The sequence below is a fragment of the Microcoleus sp. FACHB-831 genome (assembly GCF_014695585.1).
GTDB lineage: Bacteria > Cyanobacteriota > Cyanobacteriia > Cyanobacteriales > FACHB-T130 > FACHB-831.
Genome location: NZ_JACJON010000077.1, coordinates 64,799 through 90,894, shown reverse-complemented (window position 1 = coordinate 90,894; position 26,096 = coordinate 64,799). Strand labels below are relative to the sequence as shown.

General features: G+C 44.9%; 24 protein-coding genes and 1 tRNA gene. 15 read left to right on the top strand and 10 right to left on the bottom strand.

The genetic code is table 11. From position 1 onward, the window contains the following. The first annotated feature begins 17 nt into the window (after positions 1 to 17). The 11 genes from hsdR (at position 18) to H6F77_RS24935 (ending at position 12,751) form a co-directional block, all read left to right on the top strand. The gene (gene hsdR, locus H6F77_RS24985) at positions 18 to 3,371 is read left to right on the top strand and encodes a type I restriction-modification system endonuclease (protein WP_190491623.1); all 3,354 of its coding nucleotides are present in this window, start codon (positions 18 to 20) and stop codon (positions 3,369 to 3,371) included. Positions 3,372 to 3,434: 63 nt separating this feature from the next. Beyond that, complete coding sequence (locus H6F77_RS24980) at positions 3,435 to 3,953, top strand: hypothetical protein (protein ID WP_190491622.1); 519 nt, start codon at positions 3,435 to 3,437, stop codon at positions 3,951 to 3,953. A 402-nt stretch (positions 3,954 to 4,355) separates the two neighbouring features. Next, on the top strand, positions 4,356 to 4,868 hold the full coding sequence (locus H6F77_RS24975; protein WP_206753496.1) for a hypothetical protein: 513 nt from the start codon (positions 4,356 to 4,358) through the stop codon (positions 4,866 to 4,868). Between the two features lie 457 nt (positions 4,869 to 5,325). Next, positions 5,326 to 7,194 (top strand): type I restriction enzyme HsdR N-terminal domain-containing protein, encoded by a 1,869-nt coding sequence (locus H6F77_RS24970; RefSeq protein WP_190491620.1) that lies wholly within the window; start codon positions 5,326 to 5,328, stop codon positions 7,192 to 7,194. Next, positions 7,178 to 8,599 carry a class I SAM-dependent DNA methyltransferase gene (locus tag H6F77_RS24965; RefSeq protein WP_190491619.1) on the top strand — a complete coding sequence of 474 codons (1,422 nt, stop codon included), beginning with the start codon at positions 7,178 to 7,180 and terminating at the stop codon, positions 8,597 to 8,599. The genes H6F77_RS24970 and H6F77_RS24965 overlap by 17 nt, the downstream gene beginning before the upstream one ends. Then, a complete protein-coding gene (locus H6F77_RS24960; RefSeq protein WP_190491618.1) occupies positions 8,592 to 9,521 on the top strand; it encodes a DUF4351 domain-containing protein in 930 nt (309 codons plus the stop codon). The genes H6F77_RS24965 and H6F77_RS24960 overlap by 8 nt, the downstream gene beginning before the upstream one ends. 97 nt (positions 9,522 to 9,618) lie before the next feature. Continuing rightward, positions 9,619 to 9,744 (top strand): hypothetical protein, encoded by a 126-nt coding sequence (locus H6F77_RS28610; protein ID WP_255515876.1) that lies wholly within the window; start codon positions 9,619 to 9,621, stop codon positions 9,742 to 9,744. A 34-nt stretch (positions 9,745 to 9,778) separates the two neighbouring features. Further along, positions 9,779 to 10,318, top strand: coding sequence for a type II toxin-antitoxin system ParD family antitoxin (locus tag H6F77_RS28770; RefSeq protein WP_309228919.1), 540 nt, complete (start codon positions 9,779 to 9,781; stop codon positions 10,316 to 10,318). A gap of 128 nt (positions 10,319 to 10,446) precedes the next feature. Continuing rightward, the gene (locus tag H6F77_RS24945; protein ID WP_190491617.1) at positions 10,447 to 10,701 is read left to right on the top strand and encodes a hypothetical protein; all 255 of its coding nucleotides are present in this window, start codon (positions 10,447 to 10,449) and stop codon (positions 10,699 to 10,701) included. Beyond that, a complete protein-coding gene (gene vapC, locus H6F77_RS24940; protein WP_190491616.1) occupies positions 10,698 to 11,105 on the top strand; it encodes a type II toxin-antitoxin system tRNA(fMet)-specific endonuclease VapC in 408 nt (135 codons plus the stop codon). The genes H6F77_RS24945 and vapC overlap by 4 nt, the downstream gene beginning before the upstream one ends. 101 nt (positions 11,106 to 11,206) lie before the next feature. Continuing rightward, the gene (locus tag H6F77_RS24935; protein ID WP_190491615.1) at positions 11,207 to 12,751 is read left to right on the top strand and encodes a restriction endonuclease subunit S; all 1,545 of its coding nucleotides are present in this window, start codon (positions 11,207 to 11,209) and stop codon (positions 12,749 to 12,751) included. A 104-nt stretch (positions 12,752 to 12,855) separates the two neighbouring features. Here the strand turns inward: H6F77_RS24935 and H6F77_RS24930 are convergent, their stop codons facing one another. Together H6F77_RS24930 and H6F77_RS24925 are read right to left on the bottom strand one after the other, a co-directional pair. Continuing rightward, positions 12,856 to 13,101 (bottom strand): hypothetical protein, encoded by a 246-nt coding sequence (locus H6F77_RS24930; RefSeq protein ID WP_190491614.1) that lies wholly within the window; start codon positions 13,099 to 13,101, stop codon positions 12,856 to 12,858. 101 nt (positions 13,102 to 13,202) lie between these two features. Next, a tRNA-Pro gene (locus H6F77_RS24925) sits at positions 13,203 to 13,276 on the bottom strand. 133 nt (positions 13,277 to 13,409) lie between these two features. Between H6F77_RS24925 and lipA the strand changes: the two genes are divergently transcribed. Both lipA and H6F77_RS24915 read left to right on the top strand, forming a co-directional pair. After that, positions 13,410 to 14,279, top strand: a complete 870-nt coding sequence (lipA, locus tag H6F77_RS24920; protein WP_190491675.1) for a lipoyl synthase — start codon at positions 13,410 to 13,412, stop codon at positions 14,277 to 14,279. Between the two features lie 332 nt (positions 14,280 to 14,611). Then, positions 14,612 to 15,538 (top strand): NAD(P)H-dependent glycerol-3-phosphate dehydrogenase, encoded by a 927-nt coding sequence (locus tag H6F77_RS24915; RefSeq protein ID WP_190491613.1) that lies wholly within the window; start codon positions 14,612 to 14,614, stop codon positions 15,536 to 15,538. Between the two features lie 428 nt (positions 15,539 to 15,966). Here the strand turns inward: H6F77_RS24915 and H6F77_RS24910 are convergent, their stop codons facing one another. Next, positions 15,967 to 16,197: a hypothetical protein gene (locus H6F77_RS24910; RefSeq protein WP_206753495.1), complete on the bottom strand. Its 231-nt coding sequence runs from the start codon at positions 16,195 to 16,197 to the stop codon at positions 15,967 to 15,969. Position 16,198: 1 nt separating this feature from the next. Here H6F77_RS24910 and sigC point away from each other — a divergent pair, with 1 nt between their 5' ends. Then, positions 16,199 to 17,449, top strand: coding sequence for an RNA polymerase sigma factor SigC (sigC, locus tag H6F77_RS24905; RefSeq protein ID WP_190491611.1), 1,251 nt, complete (start codon positions 16,199 to 16,201; stop codon positions 17,447 to 17,449). Positions 17,450 to 17,664: 215 nt separating this feature from the next. Continuing rightward, positions 17,665 to 18,120 carry a ferric uptake regulation protein gene (locus H6F77_RS24900; RefSeq protein ID WP_190491610.1) on the top strand — a complete coding sequence of 152 codons (456 nt, stop codon included), beginning with the start codon at positions 17,665 to 17,667 and terminating at the stop codon, positions 18,118 to 18,120. Positions 18,121 to 18,196: 76 nt separating this feature from the next. Here the strand turns inward: H6F77_RS24900 and H6F77_RS24895 are convergent, their stop codons facing one another. From H6F77_RS24895 to H6F77_RS24865, 7 genes are all read right to left on the bottom strand, one after another. Continuing rightward, positions 18,197 to 19,717: a peptidoglycan-binding domain-containing protein gene (locus H6F77_RS24895; RefSeq protein ID WP_190491609.1), complete on the bottom strand. Its 1,521-nt coding sequence runs from the start codon at positions 19,715 to 19,717 to the stop codon at positions 18,197 to 18,199. A 69-nt stretch (positions 19,718 to 19,786) separates the two neighbouring features. Continuing rightward, entirely contained in the window at positions 19,787 to 20,746 is a 960-nt protein-coding gene (locus H6F77_RS24890; protein WP_190491608.1) for a peptidoglycan-binding domain-containing protein, read from the bottom strand. A 74-nt stretch (positions 20,747 to 20,820) separates the two neighbouring features. Then, positions 20,821 to 21,831, bottom strand: coding sequence for a peptidoglycan-binding domain-containing protein (locus H6F77_RS24885; RefSeq protein WP_199321544.1), 1,011 nt, complete (start codon positions 21,829 to 21,831; stop codon positions 20,821 to 20,823). 95 nt (positions 21,832 to 21,926) lie between these two features. Next, complete coding sequence (locus H6F77_RS24880) at positions 21,927 to 22,790, bottom strand: peptidoglycan-binding domain-containing protein (RefSeq protein ID WP_190491607.1); 864 nt, start codon at positions 22,788 to 22,790, stop codon at positions 21,927 to 21,929. Positions 22,791 to 23,319: 529 nt separating this feature from the next. Next, the gene (locus H6F77_RS24875; protein WP_190491606.1) at positions 23,320 to 23,835 is read right to left on the bottom strand and encodes an SH3 domain-containing protein; all 516 of its coding nucleotides are present in this window, start codon (positions 23,833 to 23,835) and stop codon (positions 23,320 to 23,322) included. A 60-nt stretch (positions 23,836 to 23,895) separates the two neighbouring features. Then, the gene (locus H6F77_RS24870; RefSeq protein ID WP_190491605.1) at positions 23,896 to 25,410 is read right to left on the bottom strand and encodes a Ycf46 family AAA ATPase; all 1,515 of its coding nucleotides are present in this window, start codon (positions 25,408 to 25,410) and stop codon (positions 23,896 to 23,898) included. A 122-nt stretch (positions 25,411 to 25,532) separates the two neighbouring features. Then, positions 25,533 to 26,036 (bottom strand): YceD family protein, encoded by a 504-nt coding sequence (locus tag H6F77_RS24865; RefSeq protein ID WP_190491604.1) that lies wholly within the window; start codon positions 26,034 to 26,036, stop codon positions 25,533 to 25,535. Positions 26,037 to 26,096 lie beyond the last annotated feature (60 nt).

Here is a 26,096-nt window from a genome sequence, read left to right as displayed (position 1 = left end):
AAATTAACAATTAGTTGATGCCACAGGATAATAGTCTCAAATCTCCTAACTTTGCCTTTTTAGGCGAGCGCGAACCGCAGTTATTGCGCTTAGGAACTCTGGCCGAACAGTATTTTGTTAATGACCCAGTAACCTGCTTGATGAAACTGCGTCAGTTTGGCGAACTTTTGGCGCAGTTAGTAGCAGCAAATTTTGGTCAATACGATCCTGACGCTGGCGAATCGCAGATTGAGTTACTCAATCGCTTGCGGGATAAGGGGTATTTACCAGGTCGAACTAATCAACTATTCCACGAGTTGCGACGTGCGGGAAATGATGCCAATCATGCCTTATCCGGCGACCATCGCACAGCGCTAAGTAACCTTAAATATGCCAGGGAATTAGGCATTTGGTTTCACAGAAGTTTTGGTAGAGATGCAAACTTTAAAGCGGGGGCGTTTATTCCGCCACCCGACCCGCTAAATGAAACGCAAGCACTCCAGCAAGAATTAGAACGGCTGCGACAGGAAGCTGACGAAAGGCGTTCGGCGGTGGAAATGGCTTTGGCTAAAGCCGCAAAGGAAACAGAACTCAGACAGTTAGCCGAACAGTTGTTGGAAGAAGCGGAAGCAGAAGCTAAAACAGCATTAAATAATTTGGCTGAACTGCAAGCGCGTACTGTTAGTCAACCTGCTGAAGTTTTGCAACAAACTCTTCGTCAAGTGCAGCAGGCGGAAAAGGAAGTTGTTCTCGATGAGGCCGAGACGCGCCGCTTGATTGACGCGCAACTAAGAGCAGCAGGTTGGGAAGTAGACTCGGAAGAACTTAAATATAATAACGGTACTCGTCCGCAAAAAGGGAAGAATTTAGCGATCGCAGAATATCCCACAGCCGATGGACGCGCTGATTATGCGTTGTTTGTAGGATTGCAAGTTGTCGCAGTTGTAGAAGCTAAGCGCCAGAGTAAGGATGTTTCCGCAGCAATTGACCAGGCGAAGCGCTACAGTCGCGGCTATCAAATCAAAGGGGATGAAATAGCAAATGGCAACCCTTGGGGTGAATTTAAAGTCCCGTTTGTATTTGCAACAAATGGCAGGGAATTTTTAGAGCAACTGCGGACTAAAAGCGGTATTTGGTTTTGCGACTTGCGCCGTCCTGAAAATTTGCGCCGACCGTTACCGAGTTGGTACAGTCCGCAAGGTTTGGTTGATACGCTGAGTCAGGATTTAGAGGAAGCGCATAGAAAGCTGGCTGAAGAAGGTTTTAGCTACAACCTGAAGCTTAGAGATTATCAGATTAAGGCAATTCAAAAGGTTGAGGCAGAACTTGCTGATAATAAGCGCCAACTTTTGATCGCAATGGCGACGGGGACGGGGAAAACTAAAACCTGCATTGCTTTGGTATATCGGTTGTTGAAAACTAAGCGCTTTCGCCGCGTTTTGTTCTTAGTAGACCGCACGGCATTAGGGGAACAGTCGGCGAATGCTTTTAAAGATTCGCGGATGGAGAGTTTACAGACTTTTGCCGATATTTTTGAGATTAAGGAATTAGGCGATCGCGATATTGATAGCGATACTAAAGTTCACATTGCAACCGTCCAAAGTTTTGTCAAACGCCTGATTTATCCCTCTGAAAAAACTGTTATTCCAACGGTCGATCTATATGATTGCATTGTAGTTGATGAGTGCCATCGCGGTTATTTGCTCGACCAAGAGTTAAGCGAGACACAACTAACCTTCCGCGACTTCAACGACTACATTTCTAAGTATCGCCGGGTGTTGGATTACTTCGATGCGGTAAAAATTGGTCTGACAGCAACGCCAGCGCTGCATACAACCCAGATATTTGGCGAACCTGTTTTTACCTACAGTTATCCGGAAGCCGTAATTGATGGTTGGTTGATTGACCACGAACCGCCTTATGAAATTAAAACAGCGTTATCTGAAGATGGTATTGTCTGGAACCCAGGCGACCAGATGGAGTTTTTTGACCCTAAAACGGGGGAATTGGATTTAGTTCACGCGCCGGATACCGTTCGCATTGATGTTGATAAGTTTAATCGGCGGGTGGTTACTAAAGAATTTAATCGGGTGGTTTGTGAATATTTGGCTGAAAATATTGACCCAGCGTTACCGGGGAAAACGCTAATTTTTTGCGTCAATACAGATCATGCGGATATGGTGGTTGACCAACTGAAACTCGCTTTAGAAAAGCAGTATGGTAGCGTCGAAGATGACGCGGTGTTGAAGATTACGGGGAATGCTGATAAACCGATGCAGTTGATTCGCCGTTTTAAAAATGAGGCTAATCCTAAGATTGCGGTGACGGTAGATTTGTTGACGACGGGGATTGATGTTCCCGAAATCTGCAATTTAGTGTTTATGCGACGGGTGAATTCCCGGATATTGTATGACCAAATGATAGGACGCGCTACTCGCCTTTGTGATGAGATTGGTAAAGAGGTGTTTCGCGTTTTTGATGCGGTAGATATCTATAGCACTATCTCGAAAGTGTCGGAAATGAAGCCAGTGGTTAAACAGCCGAATATTTCTTTTAGTCAGCTAGTTGATGAGTTGGGGAGGGTGAAAGATTCGACAGCGATCGCGTGTATTATTGATGAGCTGTTGGCGAAGTTGCAGCGCAAAAAAAGATCGCTTTCCGATGACAGCAAGGAAGCGATCGCACTCTTGGCAAATATGTCTGTTGATGACGTGGTAAGCCATCTGCGCGAATCTAGTCCCACCCAGGCGGCGCAGTGGTTGCGGGATAAAAAAGCGATCGCTGAAGTGTTAGACCGACGCGATGGCGGGTTGCAAGCGGTTTTAATTTCCCATCACCCCAATGTTTTGAGGAGTGTAGAACGGGGGTATGGAAAGGGGGAAAAGCCGCAAGATTATTTAAACAGCTTTAACGCCTTTTTAGGGGAGAATTTGAATAAGATTCCGGCGCTGTTGGTGGTGACTCAGCGACCCCGCGAATTGACGCGATCGCAACTCAAGGAAGTGCGTCTGTTATTGGATGCGGCGGGTTTCTCTGAAACTAATTTGCAAGTGGCGTGGCGGGAGACTACAAACGAGGATATTGCTGCTTCTATTATCGGATTTATTCGGCAGGCGGCGCTAGGAAATGCGTTGGTTCCTTATGGCGATCGCGTGGATAAAGCGATGAAGAAAATCTTGGCGAGTCGTGCTTGGACTGCACCGCAGCGCAAGTGGCTCGAAAGGATTGGCCAACAGTTGAAGACAGAGGTTATTGTAGATCGGGATGCTTTCGATCGCGGAGCATTCAAGGCGCAAGGTGGAGGATTTGAGCGTATTAATAAGGCGTTTGACGGACGGTTAGAAGAGATTCTGGTGGATATTAACGAAGCTCTTTGGCAGGAGATGGCATAGAAATAATAGTATATTTTTACTTGCAATTACTTAGATTTTTCCTCTAATAAGCAACTTGTAACAATGAATTTAAACAAAGCAAGCCATTTTTACATTTTCATGGGATTGTTGTTTAGCTTGCTCTTTTCTAGCGCAGGGTTGGCAATGATTTTTTGGATGGCAAGTTTTACTACATTTAATTGTCAGCGTATAGACTCGAATCAAGGAAGCTGTGAATTAAGAACGGTCACGGGGCCATCCAATAAAGAAAAGATTCGCACGTTTCCCCTCAAAGAATTGAAATCAGCTTCTCTGGAAAGATCTACTTCTTCTTCATCGAGAAAAACTTACTATGTTTCTTTGAAAACACAGACAGAAGACATCGATCTCCGTACCGATGCCTATGGATCGACTGGGACTAGAGCCTCTTTAGTTACTGAAATTAATAATTTTATTAAAAACCCAAAGGAGACATCCCTAAACGTTCAAGAAGATGATTTTCGTTTGCAGATGTATATATTTGGAGGGTTGTTTCTTTCAATTCCTAATTTAATAGCAATTCATGCTCTAAAATTGGGTATTCAGGAACTCAGAAACGAATGAGACAGTGGCTCGAAAGGATTGGCCAATAGTTGAAGACAGAGGTTATTAGACGTGTTGCAAAAATCTATGAATGACCCCTCCCCAGCCCTCCCCGCGAGTTCGGGGAGGGGGCAAGATTTCAAGTTTTTCCCCCCTTACTAAGGGGGGATTAAGGGGGGTAAATTCGACTTTTGCAAGAGGTATATTGTAGATCGGGATGCTTGCAATCGCGGAGCTTTCAAGGCGCAAGGTGGAGGATTTGAGCGAATTAATAAGGCGTTTGACGGACGCCTAGAATAAATTTTGGTGGATATTAACGACGCTCTTTGGCAGGAGATGGCATAGAAATAATAGTATATTTTTACTTGCGATTACTTAGATTTAACCTCTGATAAGCAATCTGTAAATAATCAGACAATGAATTTGAACAAAGTACGTGACTTTTTCAGTTTAGTGGGACTATTATTAGTCTTTAATGGTGTATGTACGACAGTAATTTTATTGGCATCTCCTACAAGTTTTACCACATTTAATTGTCAGCGAATAAAACCCAACCAAGGAAACTGCGAATTGACAACATTCACAGGGCCATTTAATAAAAAACAGCTTCGTGCGTTCCCCGTAAAAGAATTAAAATCAGCATCCTTGGAAAGTTATTCTTATTCTTCCAAAAAAACTTACTATTATACCCTTTTGAAAACGGAGAATGGGAAAATTCCCCTCCCTACTGGATTTTATGGGCCGAGTGGGAATACAGCCTCCCTACCTGCTGAGATTAATGAATTTATTAAAGACCCCAATCAAACATCCATTGTCGCTCAAGAAGATGACAGTCGCGGGGAGAGTTATTGGGTGGCAGGGTTGATTATTGGACTTGCTAATTTGATAATAATAAATAGCATAATTGTAAGGATGAAGGCACCCCGAAACGAATGATATTGCTGGATCGTGTTAAATAGTCAGTACGTTGGGGAGCCACACGAAAAGCGGTAAGTCTCCCACCCTAGCGACCTGGAGTTGAGGTAACGAAACCCAACTTTATTTAGGTGGTGCTGTTGGGTTTCGCGATCGCTTTACCCAACCTACTAGAACTTTTGCAAGATGCAAAAATCCATCAATGACCCCTCCCCAGCCCTCCCCTTACTAAGGGGAGGGGCAAGATTTCCAAGTTTTTCCCCCCTTACCAAGGGGGGATTAAGGGGGGTAACTTCAACTTTTGCAAGAGGTCTATTGTAGATCGGGATGCTTGCGATCGCAGAGCATTAAAGGAGCAAGGCGGAGGATTTGAGCGACTTAATAAAACTTTTGACCGACGGTTAGAAGAGATTTTAGGTGAGATTAACAATAGTCTCTGGAAAAAATTAAAATAATTAAATTTGTGGAAATAAATTTTATGACAATAGAAGATCTGGGCAAAGAACTTTCTAGGCTGTCAAATTTTGATTTTAATGACTGGAACGAAAATGATGTTAGGGAAGAATTTATCCAACCTTTGTTAAAATTATTAGGATATCGCAAGAATACTGACTACGATATAAACCGCGAAGAGAAACATCAATTACATAAACCCTTCCTCATGGTAGGGCGTAAAAGAATTGATATAGATTATGCACTATTGGTTCGTAAAAAACAGTTTTGGATAATTGAGGCAAAACCATCTTCTCCTAGACAAATCGAAGAAAAAAGTATTTTTCAAGCACATTTATATGCTTTACACCCCGAAGTCAATGCTCGTTACTTTGCCGTTATTAATGGGTGGAATATTGTAGTTTATGATTCACGAAACATTGATGAGGCTTATCAACCAATTTTAAATATCAGCTCAACTGAATTACCGCAAAAATTTTTGATGCTAAATAAAATATTGGGTGCAAAAAATCTTCTCCCAATGCTAAAACAGCGTGTACTTGACGATATTAGAGATATTTTATCTGTTGAAGTAATGGAAGAACGACTGCAAGAGTTCTCTTTGGCAGTAGACTCTATTTTAGAATCTGCTCGTCCAGTAGTACAAGAAAATCGAAGGAACATTTATTTTAGAAAAGCCCTTGAATCTGAGCAAAGCTTCAAGCAAATTTGCTTTAGTAGTACTTTAGATGAATTAATAAAGCTAAGTTTTAGCTTTTCCAACACTTTTGGGGATTTTAAGATTATATATGAAGCATTTAATTCAAAATTTGAATTATTAAATAATCTTGAAAAGTCTAAAGTTGTTACGACTATTCTCCAAGTTTTGAGAGGACGCCCTGCAATCTGCCATCGTCAAAATTTAATTGCCTTACTTGTTAAAATTCTGCCGAATAATGAAATGCTTTCTGATTCTCTGTCTTTCAGTTCTATTGCAGATGAAATTAAACGAGCTATAAAAGACTGTTTAACTCATTTTGAGAATCAAGCATGGTTAAGAGAGCTTTGGAAATTAGAAGGAAATCTTTATAGAGTATATTATAAATTAACATTTTTCTCAAATGAATGGTTTGATATGTTTTTCAATAATATTGTTAAGATAAAAAAAGAAGTATTAGAGGATGAAGAATTAGTTTTCCAAGCTCCGGATAACCTACGAGAAAGAGTTGACTTTATCCAAAAATCTGTAATTATAACCTACTATCAATGTATATCAAGAGATGAACAATCACTTTTACAATTAAATCACGAATTAAATGAGCTTGAAGAAAGAATAAATCCTGTTTTTCAGGACGAAATAAAGAAAGTACATCCTGACGATAGAATTATATTAAGATATGAAATGTACAATAAGCCATTTGATTTCTTGATTTCTGGCTTATTTAATTTTTTATATAAAGATTATGAAATAGTAGAGCGTTTATTAGATGAAAAAAGTTTAGAGCTAATTTTAGAATTAATTCAAAAAGATAGAAAAAAATACACAGCTAGTTGGATAGATAAATTTTTAGTTAGATATTTATTTAATCAAAATCGCTATGAAATATTGGAGCCAGTCTCTAGTAATTATAACGATAGCCTGGATATGCTAATCATTTTGAAAAAAATATTCAACTGTGGTCAAATATCTATATCAATTAAACCTTCATCGACTACCAATACAAATTTGCTTAACATATTTATTAGAGAAAACTATAATAATGAGGGAGAATGGACACTTGAAGGAGAAGTAGACATTAAAGATAAAATCCTAAAAATTACATCATTAAATAAGAAAATTAAGTATGTAAGCGATCCTATAAAACCTAGTGCATTTTCAACTTCTGAAAAAACCGAAAATGAACGCAACAACTGATATTGTCCAAAAACTGTGGAACCTGTGCCACGTCCTGCGGGATGATGGCATTACTTACCTGCAATATGTTACGGAACTGACTTACTTGCTATTTCTCAAGATGGCGCAGGAGACGGGGGTAGAAGACCAATTGCCCGAAGAAATGCGCTGGGCAAATTTGACAGCAAAAGAAGGGATAGAACAGTTGACATTTTACCGTTCGCTGCTCTTAGAATTGGGGTCAAAAGCTTCTTCGTTAAGGGTGCAGGCGATTTTTGCTAATGCTCAAACGGCGCTAAAACAACCGCGCATTTTAAGCAAGCTCGTCGATAGTATTGATAAGTTGGATTGGTATTCTGCTAAGGAAGAAGGGTTAGGCGACCTCTATGAAGGGCTATTAGAAAAGAACGCCAGCGAGAAGAAATCTGGGGCGGGGCAATATTTTACACCGCGTCCGCTGATTGATTGCATGGTGTCTTTGATGAAACCGCAACCGGGGGAACTGCTACAAGATCCAGCAGCGGGAACGGGTGGTTTTTTGATTGCTGCTGACCGCTATATTAAACAGCGCACTGATGAATTGTTTTCCCTCTCGGAAGCTGAACAGGTGTTTCAACGACAGCAGGCATTTTATGGCATGGAATTGGTGCAAGATGCCCATCGCTTGCTGTTGATGAATATGATGCTGCACGGTATTGAGGGGGAAGTAACTTTGGGGGATACTCTCTCACCCGATGGACAGCGATTAGGTAGGGCAAATGTAATTTTAACTAATCCACCTTTTGGTACTAAAAAAGGCGGTGGAAGTCCGACGCGGGATGATTTTACTTATCCCAGTTCTAACAAGCAATTGGTATTTTTGCAGCACGTTTATCGCAGTCTGCTACCGGAAGGACGGGCGGCGGTGGTGTTACCTGATAATGTTTTATTTGAGGATGGACAGGGGCGCAACGTCCGGGCAGATTTGATGGATAAGTGCAATTTACATACAATTTTGCGCTTACCTACGGGGATTTTTTACGCCCAAGGTGTGAAGACGAACGTGCTATTTTTTCAGCGGGGGACGACGGAAAAGGGGAATACTAAAGCTGTGTGGATTTATGATTTGCGGACGAATATGCCCAGTTTTGGGAAGCGGATTCCCCTGACCCAATCGCATTTCCAAGAATTTGAATTAGCCTATGGAGATGACCCGAATGGCAACAGTCCGCGTGTTGACCAAGGGGAAACCGGACGCTGGCGTTGTTTTACTAGGGAGGAGATAGCCAAGCGCGGGGAAAATCTCGATATTTCTTGGTTAAGGGATGAAAGTTTGCAATCGGGCGATGGTTTGCCAGAACCGGAGATTATTGCTGCTGAGATTATGGTGAGATTGCAGACGGCGATGGAGGAGATGACGGAACTCATGGTGTTGCTTGATGAGTGAGCAAATTAACCATGACCAGTTGTTCAAAGAACTCCTCTCAACGTTTTTTATAGAGTTCATTGAGTTATTTCTGCCCGATGTAGCGGGTTTTCTGGAACGAGACTCTATTACTTTTTTACCCCAGGAGTATTTTACCGATCTTGTTTCTGGCGATCGCAAACTTCTAGATATTGTTGCTCAAGTGGGGTTTCGCGAGCAGTCGGCATTTTTTATTATCCATGTGGAGAATCAGTCTTACACGGAGTCGAATTTTGCTCGGCGGATGTTCTTCTATTTTGCTAAATTGCATCAGGAGTATTTGTTACCCGTCTATCCAGTTGTGGTGTTTTCTTTCGATGAACCACAACGAGCAGAGACAACACAATATCGGGTAGATTTCCCACAATTAAAGGTGTTGGAATTCAATTTTACGACCATTCAACTCAATCAGATGAATTGGCGGGATTTTTTGCAGCAGCGCAATCCCGTAGCAGCAGCATTAATGGCAAAAATGAAGATTCAACCGGAGGAACGTCCGAAGGTGAAGGCGGAGTGTTTACGTCTGTTGGCGACTCTAAAGCTAGATCCAGCGCGGATGCGGTTGATTTCAGGGTTTGTGGATACCTACTTGCGGTTGGATACAAGGGAGGAAGCGGCGTTTGAGGTTGAGCTTGATAGGATGGGACTAACTGAAGAGGAGAGGGTTATGGAAATTGTCACAAGCTGGATGGAAGAGGGAATCCGGCGCGGATTGCACCAGGGACAACAAAGAGAGGTAGCATTAGTGCTACGGCAATTAAATCGCCGTTTGGGAACTTTGCGGCTCGATTTGAGGGAGCGAATTAGCCGCCTAGAAATCGATCGGGTTGAAGACTTGGGAGAGGCACTTTTAGACTTTTCTAGCGAAGCAGAGCTTATCGAATGGCTGGATAGATTGAGTTGATGAAGTTGCATTTAAAACAGTTTCTAGAATAGAAATACGATTAGCAACCTATGGGGTAAAGGATTCGCGATCGCCAGGGTTAAAAGTAAGTTGCTGTATGCGATCGCCTTCTGAAATTGCCGCACAGATTATGGTGAGGTTGCAGACAGCGATGGAGGAGATGGAGGCGCTGACAGCGTTGCTTGAGGATGAGGAAGAGACTGAAACCGCGCTTCTAGAATAGGAAGATGATTAACAAGACTAAAGAGTAAACATCAATGAACGTATCATTAACTCCAGAAATTGAACAGTTTATTCAAAGTCAAGTAGAGAGTGGCAAGTACACCTCGCCTGACGAAGTTATCCTAGCGGCACTTAGGGCGTTTGAAGAACGGGAACGCATCTACAAGGGGCGCTTTGAGGAGTTGAGACGGGAAATTAGGGTTGGTGTTGAAGCGTCTAAACGGGGAGAGGTTGTTGATGACGAGATAGTTTTCAGCCAACTGCAACAGAAGCTGCAACGGCTTCGTGAGCGAGAAGGTGGAATGAGTAATATTTGTAGGTTTACTGTTCCGGCTAGTCGAGATATTGAAAGCATTATCGACTATGTTGCTGGCAATATTAGTTTGGATACAGCGCAGCGCTTGCTCAACAAAATAAATCAAAAGTGTAAGACTTTAGCCAATTTTCCTGATATAGGGCGAGTTGATGATTACTTGATTTTTTGTCGCCCGATTGAGGGAGGAATTGAGATTTTGCGGGTTGTTAGTGGTTATCGGGATTTAGAGGCGCTTTTCCAAGATGAAGACGAGGGTTAAATGTAAGTTGCTGTATGCGATCGCTTTCTGAAATTGCGGCTATTGATTATGATGAGGTTGCAGACGGCGATGGAGGAGATGGAAGCGCTGACGATATTGTTGGAAGAGTAGTTAGTAGGTAAAAAAGTATGAAGAGTATTAAAACGCGATCGCTTGTGGGAAAAGATGGTATTTTGCATCTTGATATTCCCGTAGGAATACAAGATAAAGAGTTTGAAGTGATGGTGATTTATCAGCCGATTGAATTATCAACGCCATCGAAAACACCAGAGGAATTAGGCTGGAATCCTGGTTTTTTTGAAGAAGTGATTGGGGGTTGGGTGGGAGAACCGCTAGTGCGCGAACCGCAGGGAGAGTATGAGACGCGGGAGCCGCTGTTTTGACTTACCTGCTTGATACTAATGTTTGTATCCGATTGTTGAACAATACCAGTCCTCTGGTTACTACTCGGCTGGCAGCAAAACAGCCAAATGATATTTATCTGTGTACTATTGTACAAATGGAGCTATTTTATGGAGCGTATCGCAGTGGTAATGTTGAACAAAATTTAGCGGTGCTACAACGGTTTATCAGTCAGTTTCCTATTTTGCCTTTAGACTCTCGCTCTGCTGAAGTTGCAGGCCAAGTTCGCGCTCAATTAGCGGCATTGGGTACGCCTATTGGCCCCTATGATTTACAAATTGCGGCTATTGCTTTGGTGAATAATCTAATATTGGTTACGCATAATACGGGTGAATTTAGCCGTGTGAATGGATTACAGATTGAGGATTGGGAAGAGGTGGGGTGAGAGCGCCTTCTGAAATTGCGGCTCTTAATTCTAGTGAGGTTGCAGGCGGCGATGGAAAAAATGGAGGCGCTGTCAGAGTTGTTGGATAGTGAGGAAGTAGGTTGATTAAGAAAAATATTCCTGGTTGGTGTCGAGTACCACTCGGAGAACTATCATATCGGATTACAAAAGGTACAACTCCTACATCATTGGGCTTTAACTTTACTGACAAAGGTATTCTGTTTGTAAAAGTTGAAAGTATCTCAGATCAGCGTATAAATCATGCGCTATGTACCTATATTGACCCAGATGCTGATGAAGCTTTAGCACGCTCACGTTTGCAAGAAGATGACATCTTATTTTCAATTGCAGGAACTCTCGGAAGAATTGGGATTGTTCATCAGAATGACTTGCCAGCTAATACTAATCAAGCTGTATCTATTATTCGCCTCGTAAAACCAATATTGCCTGAGTATATTGCTCATTTTTTATCATCCCATTTACTTGAAGCTAGGATTCGAGAGCAGCGTCGTGGTGTTGGACTGCAAAATTTAAATCTAAAGCAAGTTTCGGAGTTTGAAATCTCCTTACCGCCCCTCAACGAACAACGCCGCATAGTTGGCAAGATTGAGGCGTTGAAGGCTCGGAGCCAGGGGGTGAAGGAGGAACTTGAGGCGATCGCGCCCCTCTTAGACCAGTTCCGCCAATCTGTCCTCGCTGCCGCTTTTCGTGGCGATCTTACCGCCGACTGGCGAGAGAAAAACCCCGATGTTGAACCTGCAAGCAGTTTGTTACACAAAATCTTGAAAGCACATGAATTGGCAGGTGGACATAAACGAGGAAATGCAGCTCCACCTACAGATGGTGTTCATAATTTAACTTCCGAGGCATTTCCTAAAACGTGGAAGATAGCAGAATTAAAGGATATTTGTGAACCGGGTCGCCCTATCACTTATGGAATTTTAAAACCTGGTTTTGAGGTACATGATGGTGTACCTTATATTCGAGTTGCGGATTTTCCAAATGACCAGCTTAATCCAGAAACCATTAGAAAAACTTCCTTTGAAATAGATGTGCAGTATGCAAGGTCTCGATTAAAAACAGGAGATTTACTACTTTCTATCCGAGGAACTGTTGGTCGTTTATGTAAAATTCCGCCTCTATTGAATGGAGCTAATATTACCCAAGATTCTGCCAGATTAAGTATTCAAACAGACGTGTTTTCTGACTATGTTTTTTGGTTTCTTAAAGCTAAAGCAACTCAAGAGAGGATGCAAAAGGCGATTAAAGGAGTTGCAGTTCGAGGAATCAATATCGGAGATGTTAGAGCCTTACAGATACCGTTACCACCGTATTTAGAGCAACAAGAGCTTGTTCGCCGAGTAGAAGCTCTCCTTAAAACTGCTGACTGTATTAAGCAACAATACCAAGAGTCAAAAGCCTACCTAGCTCAACTCGATCAATCCATTCTCGCCAAAGCATTCAGAGGCGAACTGGTTCCCCAAGACCCCAACGACGAAACCGCCTCAGTCCTCTTAGAACGCATCCGCGCCGAACGCGAGAAACTGGATACAAACAAAAAAGCAAAAAGTAAAACTGAAAATAAAAGCCGCAAAGCAAAACCCGAACCCGAACCAAAACAATTGAGCTTTCCAGGATTCGAGTAACCGCGCAGCTAACTTAAAAAATCACCCCTATTCATCACAACCCAGAACAACCCAACATTCAGCACCGCAGCCGAACCTTATAATTACCCTGCTACCCAATAACCTCAAGCCTTTAGCTGCGCTTCAATCTGCTCAAGCAACGCCTCATCAGAATAAGACGATTCCCATTCCCCTTGCAATTCCAGCCGCACCGACTTCGCACCGCCAGAGGGAGTACAAACAACCCAGTAACTATCTTTCTCGCCCTTTACCTTAGCCGCCTCCTGGTTCTCCCCCCCATCCGAAAGCCCCGCATAAGCCTGAATGCAAGACCAAGTAATTCCCTCAGCATCAGTAACTTCTCGCGCCATTTTCTACCTCCTCTTCATTCCTGTTAGCCAAGCCAATACTCACCCGGCGCCGTCCGGTTTAACCAGCCCTTGCGCGAGTTTTGCAAATTCTACAATAAAAATCGGGATGACAGGATTTGAACCTGCGACCCCCTCGTCCCGAACGAGGTGCGCTACCAAGCTGCGCTACATCCCGATGCCATACGGCACTATTAATCAAGAATATCACGTCAACAGCAAATTACCAACACCGCGCGATAAAAATTGACCCAAATTACCTTTTGCTTGATACCATATAACTCTGTATGACTTCAGTGGGAAAAGCGGTTGTGGCTGTTAAACCAGATTGGCTGCGAGTAAAAGCCCCTCAGTGGGAGCGCGTCGGCAATGTTAAAGAAATTCTCCGGGATTTGTCCCTAAATACCGTCTGCGAGGAAGCATCTTGCCCTAACATCGGTGAGTGCTTCAATGCCGGAACTGCCACTTTCCTGATTATGGGGCCAGCCTGCACGCGAGCTTGTCCCTACTGCGATATAGATTTTGAGAAAAAACCCCAACCGCTAGACCCGACGGAACCAACCCGCTTGGCCGAAGCTGTCCGCCGACTGCGTTTAAACCATGTCGTCATTACTTCGGTAAATCGCGACGATTTGCCGGATGGGGGTGCGTCTCAATTTGTTAGCTGTATCGAAGCTATACGCGCCATTTCGCCCGATACAACCATTGAAGTATTGATTCCAGACCTTTGCGGCAATTGGGACGCATTGGCGGGGATTTTGCAAGCCCGACCAGAAGTACTGAACCACAACACAGAAACCGTCCCCAGCCTCTATCGGCGAGTGCGTCCTCAAGGAAATTACGAGCGATCGCTTGAAGTATTGCGCCGCAGCCGCGACCTAGCTCCTTCCGTCTACACCAAATCTGGCATCATGGTAGGACTCGGAGAAACCGACGCCGAAATTCGCCAAACTATCCAAGACTTGCGCGACGTAGACTGCGATATTTTAACCATCGGTCAATATCTCCAACCCAGCCAAAAGCATTTGCAAGTTAAAGACTTTGTAACACCAGCGCAGTTTGACGCTTGGAGAGAATTTGGCGAGTCTATCGGCTTATTGCAAGTTGTAGCCTCACCCCTCACCCGCAGCTCTTATCATGCAGAACAAGTAAGAGAATTAATGAAACGCTACCCCCGGTAAAAAGTTTTGAGTTTTGAGTTTTGAGTTTTGAGTTGGGAATTTTAAGTTTTGAGTTTTGAGTTTTGAGTTTTGAGTTGTAGAGACGCGATTCATCGCGTCGGAGTTTTGAATTTTGAGTTTTGAATTTTGAGTTGGAAGTTATCAAGAGACCTCTTGCAAAAATCCATGAATCACCCCTCCCCAGCCCTCCCCTTACTAAGGGGAGGGGGCAAGATTTCAAGTTTTTCCCCCCTTACCAAGGGGGGATTAAGGGGGGTTAACTTCAACTTTTGCAATAGGTCTAATAAATCGATTGTTCATTATTCATGGCTCATAGTTCGCAACAATCAACCATGAACAACGAACAACCAACAAAATCCATAGCGATTATTGGCGGTGGTGCTTGGGGTAGTACCCTAGCAACCTTAGCCTCCAGGAACGGTCAGGATGTGCAGTTGTGGTCGCGTCGCAGTCCCCAAAGGCTGGAAGATGTTCTGGAAAAAGCAGATATAGTGCTATCTGCTGTCTCAATGTCCGGCGTCAGAACAGTGGTGGAGACTATAAGCAGAGCAATTTCTCCTCACGCAATTATCGTAACCGCGACTAAAGGTTTAGACCCTGTTACTACCGACACCCCCTCGCAAATTTGGCAAGCGGCGTTCCCAACGCATCCTATAGTTGTTCTATCTGGCCCTAATCTTGCTAAAGAACTTCAACAGGGATTACCAGGGGCTAGCGTTGTCGCCAGTATTGATAACGAAGCGGCTGTGGCGGTGCAAAGAGTGTTTTCGTCGCTGAATTTCCGGGTATATACTAATAGCGACCCGCTGGGAGTGGAATTGGGCGGGACGCTAAAAAACGTCATGGCGATCGCTGCGGGTGCGTGTGATGGTTTGCATCTAGGGACTAACGCCAAAGCCGCTTTATTAACTCGTGGCTTAACAGAAATTATTAGAATTGGCGATCGCTGGGGTGCAAAGGCTGAAACCTTCTATGGTTTGTCGGGTCTGGGAGACTTGCTAGCTACCTGCAACAGCAACCTCAGCCGTAACTATCAGGTGGGATATCAGCTAGCTGGGGGTAAGACGCTTGCACAAGTTCTTGCTAATCTTGAGGGAACAGCCGAAGGCGTCAACACCACACCAGTTTTAATACAGCGATCGCAAAGCCAGGATATTTACGTTCCGATCTCTTATCAAGTTTATCGGTTGCTTCAGGGAGAAGTTAGCCCCCTAGAGGCATTTGAGGCATTAATGCTACGAGACACAAAGCCGGAGTAGAACTAAGAGCGTTACTTAAACCTGTTGCAAAAATGCTCGAAATGTCAGGTTGAGCGAAGCCAAACATCTCACGAGATGCTTTGCTACACTGCGTTTGCGTGAATGACATCCACAATTTTTCGACTTTTACCACAAGTCTATTTGTCCTGGTTCGTGAAATGTCATGTTGAGCTTCGCGAAACATCTCAGACGATTAGTTTAGGCGAATGGGCGCGATCGCAATTTCTATAATAAACCGCGAGTTAAATACAGCCTCGTGCTAATGCCAGCAACGTTTCTAGCTTGTAATAAATATTCTCTATTGAATAGGGAAATTTTCTGGAATCACTCTTAGAGGTGATGAAGATTAACATAAGCCTTGACCAACGTCACTACTTTGGTTTTAAAAGGTGATTATACTAGCCAACATTGGTAAGAAACGAATCCTACTAAAGGTAGGTTCGCTGCTTTAGCCAATGTTGAATCTTGTATGCACGCACGATCGCGTCAGGGTGTCCGTATAAGCGATCGTTGCCCTCCCACCGACAATGCAGATTGTTAGCTATCGAAAGTAACGAAACAATAAGCCGCGATCGCCCTTTTCTTGACGGTGGGAACGTTAATAACAAGCAACTGACAAAAAGCAACCCTGTAGTCCCCGGTCGCAATTGAGAGATCACTATGCCAGCCACTCCTTTCTACGCAGAAACAGAATACGACGCTCAGGTTGAAGCCAGCGGCTTTGAGCCGTCGAGCCACTATGAGGCGGTACCCCTGGTGGATGAGCTTGTTGACCTTGATATGGAAGGTACCGACGATGCTACTAACTTGTCAGTAACTGCTAACCGTCGTACCACCGATCTGGTGCGCTTATACCTTCAAGAAATTGGCCGCGTTCGTTTGCTGAGGCGGGATGAAGAAGTCTCAGAATCTCAAAAAGTTCAGCGCTATATGCGCCTGCTGGAACTCCGAGCTGAAGTCGCCGGAGACACAGATGAAGTAATTCAGCGCTACGTCCGCTTGATTGAGTCACGCGATCGTCTAGCGTCCCAACTTGGCCACCGTCCTTCTTTAGAGCGTTGGGCTACTGCGGGTGGCGTTCCCGTATCGGAACTGAAACCAAGTTTAGCAGCCGGAAAGCGTCGCTGGGCAGAAATAGTCGATCTGACTGTTGAGGAACTTGATACCATTCACGCTGAAGGGGTGCAGGCTAAGGAACACATGATTAAAGCCAACCTGCGCCTAGTGGTGTCGGTTGCCAAAAAGTATCAAAATCGCGGCTTGGAACTCCTCGATTTAATCCAAGAAGGCACATTGGGTCTAGAACGGGCAGTCGAGAAGTTTGACCCTACCAAGGGTTATAGGTTTAGCACCTATGCATACTGGTGGATTCGTCAGGGAATTACGCGGGCGCTGGCTACCCAAAGCCGCACTATTAGGTTGCCCGTACATATCACCGAAAAACTCAACAAAATTAAAAAGGCTCAACGCAAAATTTCTCAAGAAAAAGGTCGCACCGCGACTATCGAGGACATTGCCAAAGAGCTAGATATGGACGCGCCTCAAGTACGCGAAGTCTTACTGCGCGTTCCTCGTTCTGTTTCTTTAGAAATTAAGGTCGGTAAAGAGAAAGATACCGAATTAGGCGATTTGCTGGAGACGGAAGAGGTTTCTCCCGAAGAAGTGTTAATGCGAGAAGCATTACACCGCGATTTACAGGATTTGCTTGCGGATCTCACCACCCGCGAAAGAGATGTGATTAGGATGCGGTTCGGGATGGGAGATGGACATCCTTACTCCCTCGCAGAAATCGGTCGCGCTTTAGATCTATCCCGCGAACGAGTCCGTCAAATTGAAGCCAAAGCTTTGCAAAAGTTGCGCCAACCCAAGCGCCGCAATCGCGTGCGGGATTATCTGGAATCCCTCAGCTAGAGGTAATTGGTAATTGCTAAAGAGTAATGGTTAATAGGTAGTTATTAGGATATATTCCAACTACCTATTAGCCATTATTAACTCACTAGCCTTTATTAATCATGCATTCTTAAGATTTACTTATTAACTATTATTCTCAATAAGCTAAAATTGTTGCAAATCTGCTGGCAATTCGTTATCCTTCTCAATAGGGCGGATTCCTTGAGAAGGTAAGTATGTCTTTCTACACAGCAGGCTCACTCAAGGCTGAACTTAACGAACTCGGCTGGCGTCTGACTCCCCAGCGAGAGACAATCCTGAACGTCTTTCAGCATCTCCCTAGAGGCCAGCATTTAAGTGCTGAAGACCTTTACGATCTGCTGCAAGATGAAGGAGAGAGTATCAGCCTGTCCACTATATACCGAACGCTAAAGTTAATGGCCCGTATGGGAATTTTGCGGGAACTAGAACTAGCGGAAGGACATAAACATTACGAACTCAATCAACCTTACCCCCATCATCACGACCATTTGATCTGCGTGCGGTGTAACAAGACGATTGAATTCAAAAACGACTCTATTTTAAAAATTGGCACGCGGACTGCTAAAAAAGAAGGCTACCACCTGCTTGATTGCCAACTGACTATTCATGCTGTGTGTCCATCTTGCCAGCGATCGCTCAGCCCTATGTAAGTCAAAATTAAAAAAAGCAAAAGGCAAAAGAATTTATTTTTTCTTTTGCCTTTTAACTTTTTATTTCTACTTTCTTTTAGTAGCGTCCGTTGATTATGTCATCAGCACTAACGCCATAAGCTTGCTGGGCAGTAGCGATCGCTTGTTTGGTTTGTGCATTTAAAACACCATCTATAGGGCCACTATAAAAGCCCCTCTCTTGCAAGCGCTTTTGCAAAGCTAGAACGCTAAAACGATCGGTTGCCTTGTTTATGGCTACAACTGTCTTCTGTCCAGCAACTCCATCAGTGGGTAATTTTTCAGCTTGTTGGAAGTCGATAACCGCGTTCTTAGTATCTTCATCAAACTCGCCACTCAGCCGCCCCTTAAAATATCCCAGATCCCTTAACCGCTGCTGAAGGTTGACAACTTCTGAGCCTTTGTCGCCTGGCTTCAGTCCCGTTGGAGTTGTCAGTCCCGCTGGGGTTGTCAGTCCCGCTGGGGTTGTTGGTTTGGCTATAGCTACAATTTTCGCCATAGTTTGCCGCCCCACAAGACCATCAGCAGCTAGTTTATTAACTTGCTGGAACTGCTTGACAGCCGCTTCTGTATCTGCATCAAATACCCCAGTGGTGGCGCCATTATAAACACCAGCCATTTTCAAGCGTTCCTGAAGGGCTGTAACTGCCGCACCGCGATCGCCTAGACCCAAGACGTTTTCCGCAGGTTGTGTGGGGGTAGGCGTGCTAGATTCTTGCCGAGCGCTGGTTCTAGAACGTTTTGTAGCTGCCGTGTTGTAGGCTTGCCGCTGGCTGTTGGTACGACGTTGGCTGATAGCCTGCGTTTGACGCCTCGCTCGGTTCCCCCGTAACGCCGCCTCGGTTCGCGACCCCACCAAGCCATCAGCAGTTAGGTTATTAGCTTGCTGGAATTGCTTAACAGCAGCTTCGGTAGCGGCATCGAATACCCCATTGGTAGGGCCATCATAAACGCCAGCCGCCCTCAAGCGTTGCTGAAGTGTTGTCACAGCCGCACCGCGAGCGCCCGGAGCCATAATATTTTCGGTAGGCTGTCTTGTTGCCCCCGCGTTATAGTTTTGCTGCTCGACGTTTCTGGAACCTCTTGTCGATGAAGCACTATAACTTTGCTGCTGGTTGTTGCGGCGACGTTGGCTGATAACCTGCGTTTGACGCCTCACTCGGTTCCCCCGCAAAGCTGCCTGGGTTTCCGACCCTACAACGCCATTGGGTGTCAGCCCCTTATCTTTCTGGAATACCATAACGGCATCTCTGGTTGCAGGACCAAAATTGCCTGTTATGCGCCCGCCCAAGTAACCCTGCTGCTGCAAACGCTGCTGGAGGGCTGTCACCTCCGGGCCGCTACTTCCTTGTTTAAGTTGAGCTAGAGCCTTACTGGCTATACCCAGAAATCCCCAGGCGATAGCAACTGATAGAAAATACATCCAGGCGCGGCTAGAAAGCTTACGCCAGACAACTCCCTCAAAAAGTTTCACATTCTCTAGCACAGGAAGCGTTTCGGCGTCGTACCCTTGGCGCACCTGCGGTGCGACAGCTTCCTCGTAGGCCAGAGCAATATGGATATAGGCAAGGGTTTCCATAATTTCACAGAGAAATTTCTGCTTGTAAGTTTAGCCCGAATATTCTATTAAGTTGCACTCTTTTCGCCTCTATCGACGGCGGTATACTACCCGAGCATTAAGCTTATAAGCTTGTAAAAACTTCGATAGATTTTCGGCAGGCTGCCGATTGGGAAATTCCCCAGCATTAACATAGCAACCTAAGTTTGACCGCTCCAAAACAGCATCAGGCTGATACGCCCGCACTTGCCTGAGCCGATCTTCCGTTCCCGGTATTACCACTACATAGCGATTTTTAGGAAAAAAGCTGTATGCCGATGTAGGACAGCGATCGCGTCGTGCTTGGGCGATATTACCTGTATAACCCAGTTGCCTCAGTGTTTCTGTTTCAGCAATACCATCGGGGAAAAGATTCCTAGCCCGCTGGAACGACAGTACACCTTGCTCTGTTTGGGAACCAAATACCCCATCGATGTTGCCATAGTAGAAACCTTGCCTTGCTAACAATTGCTGGAGGAAACTGACATCCTCACCGCGATCGCCACGTTGTAATAGATTTCTGCGACTACCATAGTCAAACCTCTCAATCGGCCTCTGCCCTAGCAATCTATCGCTATCCCTAAAACTGTCGAAATTATCTATCTGAGGCAGTCTACGCGAACCAAATAATACCGTTTCGGTTTCTCTACCCACTTCGCCATCCGCCGTCAGCCCGTTATCTCGCTGGAATCGGATAACTGCTGTCCTAGTGAGGGAGCCAAAATTGCCATTTGGACGACTGTTAAAGTACCCCAGCTCTTGCAAACGCTGCTGAACTACTTTTACATCCTCACCTCTACTGCCAAGTTTTACCCCAGCTAGAGCCTGACTTGCAATTGCTAACAGCGACAGGCCGACGGCAAGGGATAGAAAATGAATACTCGCCCTGCTAGAAAGCTTTCGCCAGTTCAGCCTTTCAAAAAGTTTCAGCTCCTCCCATACAGGAACAATATCGGCTTCTGTTACTGTTTCGTAAGCTAAAGCCAGATGAATATAACCAAAGGTTTCCATATTTTTACCCGGCCAATTTTTAATAGCTAGCCTAGCCGTTCGCTATTAACAAACAGCTCTATACTATGCAGTGTCTATTTAAAGTAAACCACCCTAGCATCGAGCTGGTGTGTTTGCAACAGCTTGCTGTGACTTTCAGCGCTGGCAGTGTCATCAAATTCTCTAGCGTTAACGTGGCACCCCAATTTTGGGTCATTATCCACAAAAGCATCAGGCTCATGCACGCGCACTTTAGTCAGTGTCTCTACATTCCCCGGTACTACAACTACATAGGGATTTTTAGAGGAAGTTCTGGTAAAAGGGCGGTTGGGAGACAGGGGGCAATTTGCACCTTTTTGCGTTGCTTTTGTAAGATCGCTTTCTTCTTGCTGGGCTGCTTTTGCTTGACGATAGTCGTCGAACCGCAGTTCGGCTAGGGTATTTTTCTCAGCAATGCCGTTAGCGATTAGACCCCTATTTTCTTGGAATTGTTTGAGACTAGCCTGGGTTTTTGGGCCAAATACCCCATCTGTGCCACCGGGGTCGAAACCTTGTTCTGTCAGCAGTTCTTGTAGCAGTTCTACTTCTTTGCCGCGATCGCCTGCCTGCAATTCACTTGTATTGCTAAGACTAGCAGCGTTCAAACTCACCTTCTGAGTTGGCTTGTCTTTGTTTAATAATGCTTGGGTTTCGTCGCCCACAATTCCATCAACAGGTAGGTTATTTTCTTGCTGAAATCGCATTACAGCATCCCTAGTCAATGGGCCAAAATAACCGCTGGGACGACGTTTGAAGTAGCCCCAATCGCGCAAGCGATGCTGGACAGTTCTTACCTCCTCGCCTCTAGCTCCTTGCTTTAGCACTGCGATCGCCGATTTTACCGTCAAAAGCTCCGCAAATCCGACGGCAAACGATAGTAAGTAAATACCTGCACGCAGGGAGCGCTTTTGCCAGTAATTTTGTGAACCTTGTTTCCGGCTCTGCGGTACAGACTCACCCTCACATCCAGCCATTCTCTTCTCTAAGCAGATGTGAGCTGAAGAATCATCTGCGTTTGAGTATGTATCGTAGGCTAGAGCAATATGAATATAAGCAAGAGTTTCCATAGGTTTACTAGGCTTACTTTTGATACACAGTTTACCCTATATAGCCAAAAGTAGATGCCTAATAGGTATGTTTGGCTTAACAAAGAAACAACTATTTATCTTAGGTAAACTACCCGTGCATCAAGCCCCAGCGATCGCAACTTTTGCGCTTGACTTTCAGCATTGGGTTGATTTTGAAATGCTCCTGCATGAATATAACTCGCAAATTTAGATTCATCCAGATAAGCATCAGGCGCATAGCGCATCACTTGATTTATCGTATCGCCAGTCCAAGGCGTTACTGCTACCACGTATGGAGAATTTGAAGATCCCAGATAGCCCAAGGCAAACCAGGTTTCTTTACCCACAATGCCATCTACATCTAAACCCCTGTCTGCCTGAAACTGTCTGACAGCTTGCGCGGTTTTGGCTCCAAATTTCACATCGATCGGCCCTGGATCAAAACCAGCAGCTTTCAACCTTTGCTGAATATCTTTTACTTCTTCGCCGCGATCGCCCAATCGCAGTCCGCGCTTAGCAACACCAACGACAACTACCCGCTTGCTGATAGCATCAATGTGTTTTTGTAGCGCCTCTAGGGTGTCCTCACCTGCTACGCCATCTACCGCTAACCCCTTGGCACTTTGAAACTGTTTAACGGCTGCTTCGGTCAACTTGCCATAGTATCCCGTTACAGGCCCGTCATAGTATTCTGCTGCTGTCAGCTTATTTTGCAGATCGGTTACTTCAGAACCTTTGTCCTGTTTCTGTATTGCTGACGCAGGTAAAACCATACTGACTATAGCTATAGCGCTACAGAGCGATCGCCAGTTTAGTTTTGAAACGAATTTCAGTTTCTCGCCCAATAGTGTTTCTTTTGTCGGGTTGAGACTTTCGAGCATCTCCCCCAAATCGGGCGAAACTGCGTCTCGTGTTTCCTCGTAGGCTAACGCCAGATGAAGATAGGCAAGGGTTTCCATGCTTGTCCTGCAAAACTTTTAATCCCTAATCCAGCTTTTTTGTTGAAGGACGCCTAGAGCGGCAATATCCCTCTTTTTGTCAATTTTTTCTGGTGTTTTGCAGTTATTTTAGTTCATCTCACCCCCCTCTGTTACGTGGTTTTACCGAGAATTTATTAAACAAATGATTGCTTACCTTGCTGTTGACAAAAAAATATTTTTTTGCATAGGTAGCCCTGCACCCAGACACGCTGCACTCCTAACCTAGCTATGCCCATATCTATCAGTGGGTTTTTGACCTCGAATAATTACCAAAGAAGTAACTTAGCAGCCCCCAAACCCGCGATGGAGCTAGCAACCAATCTTTGTTTTACTTCAGTTATGGTGTTGATGAGGTTGTGTAACCTAAGTTCCCACCGAAATAAATATTTGTATTAATCAAAATTTCTTAAAATATAAAATTTTAATCGGTTAATGACTCGCGGCTAATAGTTTAAGCCCTAGAGTAGTTGACCGATTGATGAATTAACAATTACAAATTTGCAATTAGCTATTGAGCTGACTCTGTTTTAGCTTTCTCAGCGTTTTCGTCAACGCGCTCAATATTCCCAGCTTTGACCCAACCTTTTTCTTCACCAGTTTCCCCGCGCACCTGCTGCCATTTTTTATCAGCGCTTTCTTGTAAGACCACAATTGTTTCGTTGAATCCAATACCACCAACTCTCTTAGCGTCCAAATTTGGTTCGTCCCGCATACTCAAGCCTTGGGGCCAGGTAACGCGGCCTTTGTAGGCTCCTGGTTCTAGCGGTTTAGGTGTGGATGGTTCTTCGGGTGTGGCTGAAGCGCTGGCTTTGGAGGAAGGGGGTGTTGATTTTGATGCTACAGATGCAGTTTTGCCTTTGGCAGCGGGTTTAGACTTGGGTTGCTCCTCGGCAAACAGGGGTTTCTCAGGCGCTGTTGTGAGTTTAGTTAAAAAGTAAAAGGCGGTGGCGCCAGTTGCAGCCAACAAAAGGGCGATCGCCAGAAAAACACCTAGAACAAATTTGGCAAGACCTGACAAACTCATGAATATTTATTAGTTGTTAGTTGTTAGTTGTCAGTTGATAACAGACGATGGTCTGGGGGATTATTGAAGTTGACGCTGAATGCGACTGCTTAAATTGTTGTGTCTGGAAGCTAAACGGGCTTTCCCGGCCGCTGCCCAATTTTGCAAAAACTCGATCTGCTCTTGAGCCGTGCGAGCTAGGGGCACAATCTGGCTCGCGGCTTCCAAGATGTCGTCTGTAGAGAAGTCTCGATTTTGGCTAAAGCCAATATGCATAGCTTCAATCAGAGTTTGCTCAATTTCTGCCCCAGAAAAATCAGGGGTTTCGTAGGCGAGTCGGTCTAAGTCGTAGCTATTCAAGTTGTGAGGCCGCAGTCTGGATAAGTGTACACCAAAAATGGCACGACGTTCCTCCTGGCTGGGCAAACCAACAAAGAATATTTCATCAAACCGACCTTTGCGGAGCATTTCCGGAGGTAATGCTTGGATATTATTGGCTGTTGCGACAACAAAGACAGGAGACTTCTTTTCTGCCAGCCAGGTGATAAAGGTGCCAAAGACGCGGCTGGTGGTGCCTGCGTCTCCTTTGCTGTCAATTCCGGCGAATGCTTTGTCAATTTCATCAATCCACAGCACGCAGGGAGCCAGGGCTTCTGCAAGCTGAATCATCTGCCTGGTGCGGGATTCCGATTCTCCTACTAAGCCAGCAAATAGACGCCCCACATCAAGACGCAATAAGGGTAAGTGCCAGTGATGGGCGATCGCTTTTGCGGTTAAGGATTTCCCAGTTCCCTGAATTCCTACCAGCAGCAAGCCTCTGGGGTGAGGCAACCCATATTGCCGCGCTCGTTCGGAAAATGCGCCGCCTCGTCGCAGCAGCCAGTCTTTTAGGTTATCTAAACCGCCAATATCAGAAATGTTTTCTTTGGCGGGGTAGAAATCTAATATTTGTGTTTGGCGAATTGTTTGGCGCTTTTCTTCGAGAACTAGCTCAACATCTTCTGGTTGTATTTCCCCTCTAGTAGCGATCGCCTTTGCCAGAATCCTCCGAATCCGTTCCATCGACAACCCCTGGCAGGATCTCACCAATTCATCCAACACTTTGTCGCTAAGCGATTGGCCTGTAGCATGAATTAGGCGTTCCACTTCAGTGCGAATGTCGTTCGCTCCAGGCAGTGGAAACTCCAAAATTGTACTTACTTCAGTGAGGTCAGCGGGGATGGCGATAGAAGGTGCTAGGATGACCAGGTTTTTCGGCTGGGATTTTAGACGGCGCGACAAGTTTCTTAGTTTCCTAGATACTGAGATATCTTCTAGAAACCTTTGAAAATCGCGCAGTATGAAAATTGCTGCTGACGATGCAGGCAGTTTTTCCACAAATTCCAATGCTTGGAGGGGATTTCTGCGTCCAAATCCAACGTCGTTGGGGTTGCCCTGGTATCCATCGACGAAATCCCATATATATACGGCGCGATTGCCCAGCCGTTGAGCGCACTGCGCGATCGCTGCTTCCACTCGCTCTTCTTCCGGCGTCGGAATATAAATCAAGGGATAGCGGGCACGCATTAGCAGTTCAAACTCATCATTGAATGTCATGGCAGTAGTTATAAAAGTAAAAAATAAAAATTAAGAGTAAAAAGGAAAAATAAAAATTTTTTCTTTTTCCTTTTTTTTGCCTCCCCCCGTGCGAAGGGGGGAGGGGGTCGCCTTTTTCCTTTTTAGGAAAGCTGCTTTTTAAGATCTGCCAAAGATGCCCAGCGCCGATCCGTAGTTTGTTCTGAAACAACGCTATCAGATGGCTGGATTCCTGGACAGTTTTCGTCACACAGTTGGCGTGGAGGAATTGCCAGACACATCTGTTCGTATAGCCACGCCTCTGGCTCAAAATACCCTTGGGGTGGTAGTGCCTCCACCAAGTCTTCAATGGCAGTTTCTCGTTCTAACGGGCCATTATCAGGTTGGTCAGCGGATTCATCTAACCAAATCATTTCCGATGTTTTGAGCGATAACCGATGATTGAACTGTTGCAAGCACCGATGGCAATTTAAGGTAATAATCGTCTCCGCAGTTGCGGAAACCTCAAGGTAGCTCCCCTTATGTGCCACAGAAACCCTTCCGCGCACTGGCGTTAGCGTTTCCAAGTCGGGGAGAAACTCATCAACCTCAATTACCTGTGTTTTTTGAGGCGCTTTTGTCAGTTGAGGAATGTGAATACTTTCCATGATGGCTTTTGCCCTCCTCCCGAACATGATTTTGGATTTTAGATTTTTGATTTTGGATAA